We start from the raw sequence: 12,477 nt of genomic DNA on the forward strand, positions 1-12,477 counted from the left end.
GATGGAGGTATCGGATGGAGGTATCGACGGCGAGGGCATCACGTCGCTGGCGCTGCAGCAGGGCGGGCTGGGGCTGGTTCTCACCCTCCTGATCGTGAGTGCACCGTCCATGGCTGCGGCGTTCTTCCGAGGAGTGCTCGGGCAGTTCCAGGCGTACTCGCCCTTCGGGATGCTGGGTCGCGAGGGGCGCCGCCGTCGCGGACTTCGGAGTACCAGCCGGCGCTGACGGATGCTGACTACGCCGACGCCGGACGAACCGATTCTCTTGGGGGACTTCGGGCCAACGAGCTGACGTTCTCCCGGGACATGGCCTTGCGCCAAGCGGGTAATGGTCCCCTGGAGCTACCAACGACTTCTGCCATCGGGCCTGCCAACTCGTCGGCCTCGCCCGCAAACGATTCCCGTGTCGTTCGAGACTTCGATCCGAACAACGAGTGGGATCCAGATGGCCTGGTTCCAGTCGGGGCCGATGGTTCTCCAATTGCCCAAGCTGAACGAGTTGCCGGTCCGGTTGCAGCCGCTGACTGGAGCGAACAAGCAAAGATGCTGACCAAGCAATCGGATCAATTGGCCAATGCTGCTGAATGGGCGCGCAGCAAGGGCATGGAGGCAGAGGCGAATGACTACCAGCAAGCTGCAAACAGGGCTTACTACGATGGTCAAGCGGCGTTGATCCAAGCCATCAGCATCAACGCCAAGAGCGGTGGCAGCACTCCTGGATCAACGCTCAACACTTCATTCACCCCCAACTGGAGCTATATGGGCATGAATTCGTCTGGAATCCCGCATGGCGCCGCGATCGGCAGCTTCAGCGGAAGTATTGGAGGAGGACTCTACGTCGGCGTTGGTGGGGAGGTCGAGCTTGAATACTCCAACGGTCAAATTGTTGGCGGCAAGGGAGGTCTCGGGGTCGGGTACGGTTATCACATCACCCGCAGCGCTGTCTCCGGAGCCCTTCTGAAAGGGCCTGTGTATGGGTACAAGCCGTCGGCAATTGCGGAATACGACCCGCAGCAAGCTGGGGAATTCCGATTCGGGCCATCGTTGACAGTAGGCGGCGGCATTGGACTTATTGGCGCTGAAATCTCGGGCGGAGTAGGCATCAGCACGAGCGATACGGGCAATCGCGGCTATTTCCAGCGTTCTTTGAACTGGACCACTGCGCCTGTCATCCCCAAGCTGGGAGTGGAGATCAAGGCGAACCTGATCGAGTTCAGTGTCAAGCCGCAGTTGCCCGCCTATAGGGAGGGCAAATGATGGGTTGGCGCGACTACCTGAGACGAGACGAAACGCTCAGCGACGAGGAAACAAGCCATCGTTTTGTACGGCGGCACCGGCTGGGCCTGTGGTGCGGGGTGTTGCCTTTCTTTGGTAGCTTCGCAGCCGGATGGCTATCCATGGATGGCAATCCGTGGTTTTTTGCTTGCTTTTGGATCTTCGGTTTGTCGCTGCTCGTATATCTCGGCCTCGTCTATCGCTGCCCGCGCTGCGGCACGGTTCCTAGCAGCAGCGCGCCAGGGACGACGGGCGTGCTGCTGTTCCCCAAGAAGTGCCCAAAGTGCAAAGCGCCTTTGCTTCCGAAGCATCGCTGGGCACAAGACTGAGTTAAGGGAAAGTCCTCGCGTACCGGTGGATGCCGGGCGGTCAATCGGCCGCTACGATGGGTCGACGGCAAGGCCGGCCACGGGGCCGGCCGTCGCCGAGCGGAGGATCACATCTTGACCAGCAGTCAACCGACGGACGCGCCGCGCGGCAGCAGCCGCGGCGAGCGCCTCATGTGGCTCACGACGCAGCGCGTGTTCTATGCCGGCCTTCTGGGCGCAGCGGCGGAGCGCAGCATGGGCGGCCATGGCATCTACGTGTCGCCGACCGGCGCGCCGCTGCGCATCCGCATCGGCGGCGGGGCATGGCAGAGCGGCGAGCTTCTGGTGGTTCCGCCGCAGGTGCCGCACCAGGTCACGACCGACCATCGGATGGTCCTCAATCTGCTGATCGAATCCGAATCGGTCGACCCTTCGCGCTTGCCGGCTTTTCTGCAGCACTGCGGTCCGGTGGATGCGCCGGCCTTCGTGCAGCGAGTCCGCGACGCGCATGCCCGATTGCTCGCGGCCTCCGACAGCGGCCGCTTCGACGGGTTCGAATTCGATGAACTCTTCTTCGACCAGCTGCTGGTGCCGCGAACGATCGATGCGCGCATCCGCGCCGTGGTCGATCGCATCAACGCCGACCCGGCGGCGCAGACCTCGGCCGAGGAATGCGCAGCTGCGGTGAAGCTGTCCTTCTCGCGTTTTCTGCACCTGTTCAAGCAGGAGACCGGCGTGACCTTCCGCGCCTTCCGCGCCTGGAAGCGCGCGCGCAGCCTGCTTCGCCACGTGCGTCAGGCGGGCACGCTGACGGACATCGCGCTCGACACCGGCTATCCCGATTCGACCCACTTCAGCCACTCGATCCGCCAGGTCTATGGCCTGCGACCCAGCGACATCCTCGCCGGGTCGCGGCGGCTCGCGGTGCATCAGTGAAACGCGCGGCCGGCCCCAACCTGACGGCCGACAGCTTCATCAAGGCCGTGGACAGCAGCACCCTCGAGTCCGACACGTTCGGCCCCTTGCGGTCACCCGACCTGCTCCAAAGCCGACGTTGATCGATTCGACGTCGGGAGGTCGGCGGGCCCGAAGCTCTGCGGCGACGACAGGCTACGGTCTTTGAGCGACGGGCCGCCCGTTGGCCGAGCGGAGCGACTCCGACTTGATCTGATGGGAGCCATCGGTGCGTCACGAAAGTGAAATGCAAGATTGATAGCGTCGCGGCTTTTGTCAATCTCACAACCTCTTACAACATCGTGAAGACCGCACGCTCAACCCGCATTCACTCAATCCTGATTTCATCGATCCTGTCAGCCAGTCTTGGCGCATGCGGTGGCGGTGGCGGAAATACCATCCCCTTTGTCGGTAGCTCCGGCACCGCTGGCAATAGCACTGCCGGCAATAGCACCAATACTCCCGGCGATGGCGGCGACAGCACCGTTGATGAAAGAACGCCTGTGCTCACATTTGCCGATCCGCAAAGTACCTATGACTTGAACAACTACACGCAGACGGGAAGCTTCGCTCTTCAGTACGCGACCAGCGGAACCAATCTGTTGAACGCGGAAGCTTCCGGCGTGACCTACGACAAGGACACCGATTCGCTGTTTGTCGTTGGCGATGGCGGTACCTCGGTCGTGCAGATAGCAAAGAGCGATGGTCATGTTCTCGATTCGATGACGCTCAATGCCGGCGATTTCGTGGACACCGAAGGCATCACCTACGTCGGTGGTGGCAAGTTCGTCTTGGTAGAGGAACGTCTGCGTCAAGCGGATCTATTCACTTATGTTCCCGGTGGAACGCTTCGCAGAGCAGACGTACAGTCCGTCAAACTGGGCGCGACGGTCGGCAATGTCGGTATCGAGGGCATTACTTTCGATACCCGGACGGGCGGCTATATCGCGGTACGCCAATCGCAGCCGACCAATATTTTCCAGGCTGCAATCAACTTTGCAGGCGGTTCCGCGACGGCGTCGGACGGCACGCCCATCTTGTCGACCACGGACAATCCGCCGGTGCTGTTCGATGCGGCGAAGACGGGCCTCTCTGCGTTCAACGACGTGTTCTCGTTCTCGAATATCGTGCCGAGCACCACGCCGGACTACGACAACGTCGTCATCATCGGCGCACCCGATGGAAAGATCGTCAAGACGGATCGCACCGGCAAGGTGCTGAGCAGCTTGTATATGAGTGCCGCCGCCCAGAACGAGGGCGTCACGATGGGCTCGGACGGCACCCTCTACGCAGTCGGTGAACAGGCTGCGGGGCCGAGTCTGCCGGGCCTCACCGTTTTCAAGCCGACCACCAGCAATTCCAACGTTGGCATTGGCAGCAATCTGTACTTGACGTTCGATCAAGCGGTGAAGGCGGGCGCAGGCAATCTCGTTCTCAGCAACGGCGCCGGTGATACACGCACGATTCCTGTCACCGACACATTGCAGGTGACGTTCAACGGCAGCATCATGAAGATCCATCCGAAGTTCTTCATGGTTGCCAACACCACCTACAGCATCACGTATGCAGCGGGTGCAGTGAAGACCACAGCGGGTAGCGATACCGCTGCCGTGTCCGATGCATCGACGCTCTCGTTCACAACGATGGGTACCGTGGACCAGACCGCCCCGACATTGACCAGCACGGCGCCGGTGGATGGTGCTACAGGCATTACCGGCAGTCACGTCACATTGACCTTCAACGAGATCGTTCAGGCTGGTACGGGCAATATCGTCATCAGCAATGGCTCTGATACGCGCAATGTTTCGATCGACGATACGACGCAAGTCAAATTCTCGGGCGGCCGGGTGAGCATCAACTTGACGACTCCCTTGCAGGCCAGTTCCCGCTACACCGTACAAGTGGCCAGCGGCGTGATCACTGACCTGTATGGCAACCTCTACGCGGGTATGACGCAGAGCTTCACGACTGCCGCCGCAGGTTCGCCAGCGCCCACCGTGCTGATCACGGAGGTGAACTCGAACGCTGACGGAGGTCAGGACTTCTTTGAAATCTTCAACTACGGCAGTGCCGCGATCGATCTGACCGGCTGGAAGTGGGGCGACAGTCACGCCGACGTCAACGATGCCAACAACAGTGCCGCATTCGTGGCCGGTACGATCCTCGCGCCGGGTGAACATCTGGTCGTTGTTCCGGGGGTGCCAGGGACAGACGAAAACGTGTTCCGCACAACCTGGGGGCTTGCTGGCACGGTGCCGGTGGTTGCGATGTTGAACATCAACAACGACGCGGCGAATCCGATCGGTTTGGGTAAAGGCGATGCGGTGATCATCTATGACGCAAACGGCAATGTCGTGGCCGCGATGAACTATGGCACGCCGATCAGTGCAGCGCAGGGTGACGGAACGCTGAAGACAATTCCAACGGCCACGGGTGCAGACGCCAGCCTCGCGTCCGCCGGAAACCATGCCGGCGCCATCTTCGTCGGCGGCAATGCGAAGGTGTCCGCGGTATGGGATACCGTTTCAACGTCCGCGCCAAACTATGTTCTGGCAGTGGTGGGAATGAACGGTGGCATCTCCGAACCGTCCAAACCTGCGTCGATCGGTTCTCCGGGACAGTAAGTTCCTGCTGCGGTGCAGCTTGAGCATGGTGAAAAGCCGCCCGACCGCGCCGGAGATTGCACGACCACGTACGTGGACTGCCGTGGGCGCTCGGATTGCCGCCTTGTCTTCAGACGGCTAGTCTTCGGCTCTGCGCGCTCGGAGTAGAAGACATGACCCTCCCAAAGAGTCCGGCTACCGCAATCGACATCCTGCTCGAACCAGACGCCAGGATGCTTGAGCACGCTGAAGGCAACAACGCTCGCCTGCTTCAGGTTTTCCCCAAGGGATTCGCGCTCGACGCGACCCACCGGCCGCATGTCACGCTGGTGCAGCGGTTCGTCCGCACCGCGGACCTGGACAAGGTGTATGCCGCCGTCGAAAAGGTCCTGGCTCGAACGCCATTGGGCGACGTCGAACTGGAGGCCTTCAGGTACTACTACATCCCGAGCCAGGAGATCGGGCTGGCTGGCATCGTCGCGAAGCCCACGCCGAAGGTCCTCAAGCTACAGGACGAGCTGATCGAGGCGGTGACTCCGTACACGACCTTGACCGGCGACTCAGGCGCGTTCGTCACGACACCCGACGACCCTGTCATCGATCCAATGCTCATTCAGTACGTTTCAGAGTTCGTGCCGAAGGCTTCCGGTGAACACTTCAATCCGCACGTCAGCACCGGCGTTGCGACGCGCAAGTACCTCGACGAGATGCTCGCCGAACCGTTCGAGCCGTTCAGCTTTTCGTTCGCCGGCGCTGCCATCTATCAACTCGGCCAGTTCGGCACTGCGGCCAGGAAACTGAAGGCGTGGAATTGAAGTCCTCCTGTGGGGGCATGAAGGAGCGAGCGTGACTTCAAACAGGCTTTCCAGTTGGAACGACTGTGCTTCGCGCACTGCGATCGTGGACTTTGTCGAAAGGGCCACCCGGCCGGGCAGCTCCGATTTCGTACCGGTGGCCGATCGGATCGCAACCTTTGACAACGACGGCACCCTCTGGTGCGAGCGCCCCCTCCAGGTTCAATTCTTCTTTGCTCGGAGCCGCCTCGAACAGTTGGCGCAAACGGATCCTTCCTTGCGAACGCGCGATCCGTTCAAGACCTTTCTCGAGCACGATATGAGCAAGGCTCCGCCCCTCGGGATGGAGGACCTGATGCACCTTGCGGCGACTGCGCACTCGGGCACGACGGTTGACGATTTTGGTCGACTCGCCCGGCAATGGCTGGCTTCTGCCAGGAATCCGACGCTCGCCCGCCTCTTCACGGAATTGGCTTACCAGCCGCAAATTGAACTCCTGCAATTCCTTCGCGAGAACGGGTTCAAGACCTTTGTCGTCTCCGGCGGCGGCATCGACCTCATGCGCGCATGCAGCGAATCGCTTTACGGCGTGGCGCGCGAGCAGGTGATCGGCAGCAGCATGAAGACACGGTTCGAGATGCGCGGCGGACGAGGCGAGTTGGTCAAGCTGGCCGAACTGGAAAGCTTCAACGACCGCGAGGTCAAGGTGAACAGCATTTCCCGCCATGTGGGTCGGCGTCCGATCCTCGCCTTCGGGAATTCCGATGGCGATCTCGCGATGCTCAGGTATACCCAAACGGGTGAAGGGCCGCGCCTGGCATTGCTCCTGCACCATGACGACGCAGAAAGAGAGTTCGCCTATGACCGCGACTTCGCTCTCAGCCCACTGGCGGAAGCACTCGACCACGCCGACGAGTATGGACTGCAGGTCGTCAGCATGAAGCGCGATTGGGCCACGGTCTTCGCGGCTTGACAGCCCGCAATGTGGATCAGGACTTGGTCTGCAATCCCGGAAACAGCTTGAAGGCGCCGTCGCGAATCATTGCGATGGCCTCTGCGCCAGTGAGCGTGGCGTCGGGTGAGACGGTCGGCACCGTGGCCCCCAGGGATTTCTCCAACGCCAACATGCTGTGCGTCAGTGCCTTGCCGAGCGTGGACAAAGGCAGATCCGGCGGAAGCAACGCGACGTCGAACTTCGGAACCGGCCGGGGCGCGACTTCAGGCCATTGATCCGGTGCTCTCGGCTTGCCGAGCGAAAGAACGGGAGCAATGTCCCGGGCCGAGGCGTCGCGCGCGGTGAGAGGGCGCCCAAGCGCCCAGCGCCGCCGCAGAGTCTGTATCAACGAGGTGTGGCGATATTCGTCGTTGACCACGGTGCGCTCGGGGATCCACGCCGAGATCGCGATGGCGGGCACCCGGGCACCGGACCGATCGAACTTGAACCCCATCTGGCCGGCTGGTGCGGTGCGGGTCGGTGGCACAGCAGGTGGAGGCGGGACATGGTCGTAGGTGCCACCCGATTCGTCGAATGCGACCATCAGGAAGGTATTGAGGTAGTTCGAGCCGCTGGACGACGACGAGGAACGGACCGCGTCGTACACCGACGCGAGCAGCGCGTCGCCGCCCAGAAGAGAGGACGGTGGATCGTAGGGCAGGTCGTGAAGCAGTGCCGAGATCGGCGGGTGCATGTCATTGTGGCCATGCCAGAGGTTCGGTTCGATGAACGAATAGGTCGGCAGTTGGCCTCTTCTGGCGTCTTCAAGGAAATCGGCAACCGTCGAGAAGTGGGTAGCGAAGCGACTGCGCAAGCGTGAGGCGTGAATGAGTCCGGTGAAGGAGGCCGGGCTCGGTGAATCGCAGTAGACGCGCCATGTCAGTCCCTTGGCCTCCAGGCGTTCGAACAGCGTCTCTGCCTTGTTGTGAACGGGAAAGGAATCGGGCGGCGACATGTTCACGACGTATCCCGAAGCCGTGCCTGCATGGAAGAACGAGCGGTTGGTGAAAGTCTGCGACGGCACCTCGCAGAACCAATGGTCGAAGACGGCGAATCCACGCGCCAGCGCCGACGTCACCGGCAGCTGCTCAGGCGTGTATCCGGTCATGATCTGCGCGTACTCATCGTATGTGGGCTGCCGTTTCATCTCGGCCGTGAAGGCGCTGATGTAGTCCATCACGAATCCGTCCATCGTCGGCCGCTGGCTCGGGTCACTCGGCGCGTTGTACGGAGCCACCATGCGCTCCAGCGGCATGAAACGGTTCTTCGGGTCCAGGATTCCGTAGAGGTCGGTGTTGATGTGCGGGTACTCCTCGCCCGGATCCGGCTGCGGCGTATTCATCGTGGGCGACACGCCATAGGGCACGACCTTGCGCTCGGCGCCATGCTCGGCCCATTGCGGGATGGGGTTGCTGAGCTCCTTGCCGATCACGCCCTCGAACGACTTGACTTCGCCCGGGGCGTAAAGGCGGCCGAGCAGATTGTCGAATGAGCGGTTCTCGAACATGAGCACGACAACGTGGTCGAGCGCCTTGCGTCGGTCGCTGCTGGACCCTTCCGCCCGCGTGATCTCGGGGAAGGCAACGCTGGCGGCTGCCGCACCGACGATCTCGATCACCTTGCGCCGTGTTGTCATCGCCCACCCCGCTGACATGAATTTCGACCGAGACATTGCCGCGCACTCTGGTGCGATTGGCTGGGTCGCAGAGCGGAAGACTAGCTTCGTTGCGCCGTTTGACAATCCCAGCGCCCACGTAGTCCACGTACGTGGGTCTCGGGTCGAGGACGGGACCTCGCGCTTTCCAATCGCGCTACGCGAGCCACTGCCCCGTTCTATGCAAGCGAATCAGCGTCGATCCGCCGCACATGGGCGATATGCGCAACTTTGGAGGTCCTAAAGGCGTTGAGGCCCGCAGCGTCGTAGCGAGCACCGGCTTGGTTTCCATCCAGATCCTCGAGTAGTAGTAGCTCGGTCTCGAGCAGCAGATCGCTAATGGTTCGCGGGTCGAACCCAGATAGAAATGCCTCTCCGGCAGCAGCGACGTTGCTCTTGAGTCTGCGAAACTCGTCATCGACTGCATGGTCCGGGTCAAGAATAGCCTCGTCAAGATACGTGAAGACCATCTCGCTTCCCGCAGGCGCGCATGCGGCAATTGATCGAAGCGCTTTAAGGTTTGCCTCCCGGGTTAGGTAAGTCGTGACGCCCAACCAAGAAAAAAAGGTGAGACGGTCACCCTGAAACGAAGATCTTGTCAGCGCCGTTCCCAATGCCTCCATCGACAGGTCGGCTTCGACGAATTCCACGGAACTGGGGACGGCAATGCCACAGGCAGCCAGGCGTTCTCGCTTCAGGCGCTGCGTCGCCGGATGATCGACCTCTATGATCGTCACGCCCTCCGCCCATGCAGGGCGCCGGCAGATGAAGCTGTCGAACCCTGCGCCGATGATGACGTATTGAACGATGCCGCTCGCTACGGCCTGCTTGAGCGCGTCTTCCGTGTATCGGGACCGAAGGATCACGCCCGCGTAGGCGGGATTGGATCGAAGAGCGAGGTCGAGACCTTGAACGCCATCCAGTGTCAAACCCGGCTTGGTGGCCTCTATGCGCGCCATCGCACGCTGAAGCAAGGCGGCCTGCGTCGATTCCGGGACAAGGCGATCTCCCCACGTATCGCTCAGGAGTGGTAGGGGGTCGTTGCGCGAATGAACTGCTCGCATGAGGGAGGTTGCAAGTGCCGTGCGGCTGGGTGTCGATGGGTTCAACAGACTCTCCAAGGTTGCTGACTAGACGAGCGAACGGCAGCTTACAACGAACCGTGAGGCTGCAATGGGCCCAGCGGACTGCTCGCGCGACGTGCAGAATGCGGCCGAGCTTCCAGTCATCCGCAGAGGGCGCCTACGAGCATGCGAATTCCTTCAAACGTCGCCGAGTTCTGGGCCGCCTTCTGCGCTGAGGTCGGAGAGGACCGCTCCGACCGGTTCTTTGAGGCATTCCACTTCGCCGACAACGAAGCCACTGCCAACGAACTTGCCGAACTTGTGCTGGCAGGCGTCAAGCTGGCCACTGCCAGTCTCCTCTGGTCGTTCGAAAACGCGGGCGGCTCCCCGCCCACGCCCGGCGCCCTCAGTGTGGTCACCAATTGGGACGGAAGGCCCACCTGTGTCATTGAAACTGTGAAGGTCGAGGTGCTACCGTTCGAGCAAGTCACCGCCGCATTCGCAGCAATCGAGGGCGAAGGAGACGGGTCGCTGGAATACTGGCGCCGCGCGCACTGGGCATACTTTGGCCGGGAGTGCGCACGTGTCGGCCGAGAACCAAGCCTGGCCATGCCTGTTGCGTGCGAGCAGTTCCAAGTCGTATACCGAACCAACGCATGAATCGAGCTCGTTCCAGTCAGGGGCAAACCCCGACCGCCTTGAACCGGCCAGGAGCCGACCCTCAGGACCGCAGCGGAATTGATACCTCTCACCGCCCGCTGCGGGTGGTGCACAAAGGAGACCAATGTGGACGTGAAAATTTCCCTCAGCGACACGATTGGCGAAGAGGAGGTTCTCAAGCTCTATCGAGCAAATGAGTGGTCATCCGCTGAAAAGCCCGTACAGCTACTGGCGGCGTTGAAGGGCTCCCACTCGCTCGTGACCGCGCGCGTTGCTGGCGAGCTTGTTGGACTCGGCAACGCGATTTCCGATGGGCACCTGGTCGTTTACTTTCCCCATATGCTGGTCCTCCCCAGGCTTCACGGACACGGCATTGGCAGAAAAATGATGCAGACCCTCCTGGAAAAATACGGAGACTTCCATCAACTGATGCTTACCGCCGACGGGCGTGCGGTCGAGTTCTACAAGCAACTCGGCTTCGAACGAGCGGGGCACACTGAGCCGATGTGGATATATGCGGGCCCAGACCATTGATGGACGGCCAACAGCCGTCAGCGGCTGCGGATTCAACCGGTCGATGCAACGGTTTGGCTGAACATTTCAGCAGGTGTTTGGAAGTCGAGGGTCTTCCGTGGTCTCTCGTTCAACCTCCGGGCCAACGCATTGAGCTGGGCTTGTGAGTAGGTCGAAACATCGATGCCCTTGGGAAGGTACTGCCTCAAAAGGCCGTTCGTGTTCTCGTTGGTTCCGCGTTGCCAAGGGTTCTGAGGGTCGCAGAAGTAGACCCTGATGTCGGTCGCCAGTGTGAAGCGCTTGTGGCCTGCCATCTCTGATCCACGGTCCCAGGTCAGCGATTTGTAGAGCTCCTGTGGCAGCTTGCGAGCATTCTTGATCAGCGCGTTGACGACCGTCTCCGTGTCCTTGCCGGCAATCTTCACCAGCATCACATAGCGTGTTTGACGCTCGACGAGGGTTGCGATCTGGCTGTTGGAACTTCCAAACAACAAGTCACCTTCCAGTGCCCAGGCACAGCTCGATCTTCAGCCGTGGCCGGGCGCTCGCTGATCGACACAGCATCGACGATTCTTCCGTGGATGTCTGTCTTCTGCGTGTGATGGCGCGACCTTCGCATGCCACGCGTGCGTCTGAGATGCTGCAACAGCTCCTTCTTCAAGGCCCCTCGGGCTTGAATGAACAGGCTGCGATAGATGGTCTCGTGTGACACGTGGTGGCTCTCGTCGCACGGGTAAGTATGCTTGAGCCACCCTGCAATCTGCTCCGGCGACCACCGCAGTTGGAGCTTGTCCGTCACGACGCGCGCCAAGGCACGGTTCTCGGCCAGCTTGCATTTCTTGGGGCGATGGGCCCGGTCCCAAGCTGCCTGGTCGGCCTGCGTTGCTCGATAGCATCCTTGACCGCCGTTGCGCTTGAGCTCGCGGCCGACTGTCGAGGGCGCGCGTCCGAGAATCGTTGCGATGGCGCGAATCGAAAAGCCAGCTACCACAGCGCGCGAGATCTCCTCTCGCTCGGCAAGAGTCAGCGCCAGGCTGGAACGGTGACGCTCTGGCGGCCGGATTCCGCCTGTCTCGGCCAGGATCTGTCGTATCGATCCATGGTGTCGATCGAACAACCCAGCGATCTGGTGAAGGGTCTGACCTTGCTTCCAGCGCTCCCACATAAGAGCCTTCTGGCTGTCCGTGTAGTAGGTCCGCGTTCGATACTTCATCTGCAACACTCCTTCTGCCAACGGCAGTCTTCAGTGTGTTGCATCGACCGGTTGAATCCGCAGCCAAGACCGGAAGTTCCGAGACAGGACCCGATTCGGGGTCCGCGGCAATGACAGCAGTCCGCGGCCCCGTTTCTTGCCAAATTTTGCCAAGCAGCATATGCTTGAGTCATGAGCACGATGAACGTATCCCTGCCGGACGCCATGAAGTCGTTCGTGGATGAGCAGGTGGTCGAACGCGGCTATGGCACGAGCAGTGAATACGTGCGCGAGCTCATCCGCAAGGACCAACAGAGGCTTCAACTGCGGGGTCTGCTTCTTCAAGGTGGCCGCTCAGCGCCCGCTGCCGAGGCGGACAAGGCCTACTTCGACGGTCTGCGTGGGAGGGTGCGCGCCGCGGGCAAAAAGGCAGGCCGGGACGGCGGCAAGAGGTGAAGTCAAAAAC

At 61.2% G+C, this 12,477-nt stretch carries 12 protein-coding genes and 1 pseudogene; 10 read left to right on the forward strand and 3 right to left on the reverse strand.

The window, feature by feature from the left end; all coding sequences use genetic code 11:
* From AC1DN9_RS29365 to AC1DN9_RS29395, 7 genes are all read left to right on the forward strand, one after another.
* The coding region (locus AC1DN9_RS29365; protein ID WP_478105895.1) for a hypothetical protein at window positions 1–226 on the forward strand (226 nt) is incomplete at its 5' end.
* Window positions 227–306: 80 nt separating this feature from the next.
* A complete protein-coding gene (locus tag AC1DN9_RS29370; protein WP_478105896.1) occupies window positions 307–1,257 on the forward strand; it encodes a hypothetical protein in 951 nt (316 codons plus the stop codon).
* Window positions 1,254–1,604: a hypothetical protein gene (locus AC1DN9_RS29375; RefSeq protein ID WP_478105897.1), complete on the forward strand. Its 351-nt coding sequence runs from the start codon at window positions 1,254–1,256 to the stop codon at window positions 1,602–1,604. Before AC1DN9_RS29370 ends, AC1DN9_RS29375 begins: the two co-directional genes overlap by 4 nt.
* A gap of 171 nt (window positions 1,605–1,775) precedes the next feature.
* Window positions 1,776–2,519 carry a helix-turn-helix domain-containing protein gene (locus tag AC1DN9_RS29380; protein ID WP_478105905.1) on the forward strand — a complete coding sequence of 248 codons (744 nt, stop codon included), beginning with the start codon at window positions 1,776–1,778 and terminating at the stop codon, window positions 2,517–2,519.
* A 260-nt stretch (window positions 2,520–2,779) separates the two neighbouring features.
* A complete protein-coding gene (locus tag AC1DN9_RS29385) occupies window positions 2,780–5,161 on the forward strand; it encodes an SdiA-regulated domain-containing protein (protein ID WP_478105898.1) in 2,382 nt (793 codons plus the stop codon).
* A 152-nt stretch (window positions 5,162–5,313) separates the two neighbouring features.
* Window positions 5,314–5,955: a 2'-5' RNA ligase family protein gene (locus AC1DN9_RS29390; protein WP_478105899.1), complete on the forward strand. Its 642-nt coding sequence runs from the start codon at window positions 5,314–5,316 to the stop codon at window positions 5,953–5,955.
* Window positions 5,956–6,091: 136 nt separating this feature from the next.
* Window positions 6,092–6,907: an HAD family hydrolase gene (locus AC1DN9_RS29395; protein WP_478105906.1), complete on the forward strand. Its 816-nt coding sequence runs from the start codon at window positions 6,092–6,094 to the stop codon at window positions 6,905–6,907.
* A 16-nt stretch (window positions 6,908–6,923) separates the two neighbouring features.
* Here AC1DN9_RS29395 and AC1DN9_RS29400 read toward each other — a convergent pair whose 3' ends face one another.
* Window positions 6,924–8,564, reverse strand: coding sequence for an alkaline phosphatase family protein (locus AC1DN9_RS29400; protein WP_478105900.1), 1,641 nt, complete (start codon window positions 8,562–8,564; stop codon window positions 6,924–6,926).
* 197 nt (window positions 8,565–8,761) lie between these two features.
* Entirely contained in the window at window positions 8,762–9,703 is a 942-nt protein-coding gene (locus AC1DN9_RS29405) for a class I SAM-dependent methyltransferase (protein ID WP_478105901.1), read from the reverse strand.
* Between the two features lie 129 nt (window positions 9,704–9,832).
* Here AC1DN9_RS29405 and AC1DN9_RS29410 point away from each other — a divergent pair, with 129 nt between their 5' ends.
* Both AC1DN9_RS29410 and AC1DN9_RS29415 read left to right on the forward strand, forming a co-directional pair.
* Window positions 9,833–10,306, forward strand: coding sequence for an ASCH domain-containing protein (locus tag AC1DN9_RS29410; RefSeq protein ID WP_478105902.1), 474 nt, complete (start codon window positions 9,833–9,835; stop codon window positions 10,304–10,306).
* Between the two features lie 126 nt (window positions 10,307–10,432).
* Complete coding sequence (locus AC1DN9_RS29415; protein WP_478105903.1) at window positions 10,433–10,840, forward strand: GNAT family N-acetyltransferase; 408 nt, start codon at window positions 10,433–10,435, stop codon at window positions 10,838–10,840.
* Window positions 10,841–10,872: 32 nt separating this feature from the next.
* Here AC1DN9_RS29415 and AC1DN9_RS29420 read toward each other — a convergent pair.
* Window positions 10,873–12,032, reverse strand: a pseudogene (locus AC1DN9_RS29420) (IS30 family transposase).
* A 171-nt stretch (window positions 12,033–12,203) separates the two neighbouring features.
* Between AC1DN9_RS29420 and AC1DN9_RS29425 the strand changes: the two are divergent.
* Window positions 12,204–12,467: a ribbon-helix-helix domain-containing protein gene (locus AC1DN9_RS29425; RefSeq protein ID WP_478105904.1), complete on the forward strand. Its 264-nt coding sequence runs from the start codon at window positions 12,204–12,206 to the stop codon at window positions 12,465–12,467.
* Window positions 12,468–12,477: the final 10 nt, after the last annotated feature.

It is taken from the genome of Variovorax sp. 05L425 (assembly GCF_056397705.1).

Excerpts from the sequence above, each read along its gene's own strand:
- AC1DN9_RS29370 (WP_478105896.1), top strand. The coding sequence starts at position 307 with ATGGCCTTGCGCCAAGCGGGTAATGGTCCCCTGGAGCTACCAACGACT.
- AC1DN9_RS29375 (WP_478105897.1), top strand. The coding sequence starts at position 1,254 with ATGATGGGTTGGCGCGACTACCTGAGACGAGACGAAACGCTCAGCGAC.
- AC1DN9_RS29380 (WP_478105905.1), top strand. The coding sequence starts at position 1,776 with ATGTGGCTCACGACGCAGCGCGTGTTCTATGCCGGCCTTCTGGGCGCA.
- AC1DN9_RS29390 (WP_478105899.1), top strand. The coding sequence starts at position 5,314 with ATGACCCTCCCAAAGAGTCCGGCTACCGCAATCGACATCCTGCTCGAA.
- AC1DN9_RS29400 (WP_478105900.1), bottom strand. The coding sequence starts at position 8,564 with ATGACAACACGGCGCAAGGTGATCGAGATCGTCGGTGCGGCAGCCGCC.
- AC1DN9_RS29410 (WP_478105902.1), top strand. The coding sequence starts at position 9,833 with ATGCGAATTCCTTCAAACGTCGCCGAGTTCTGGGCCGCCTTCTGCGCT.
- AC1DN9_RS29425 (WP_478105904.1), top strand. The coding sequence starts at position 12,204 with ATGAGCACGATGAACGTATCCCTGCCGGACGCCATGAAGTCGTTCGTG.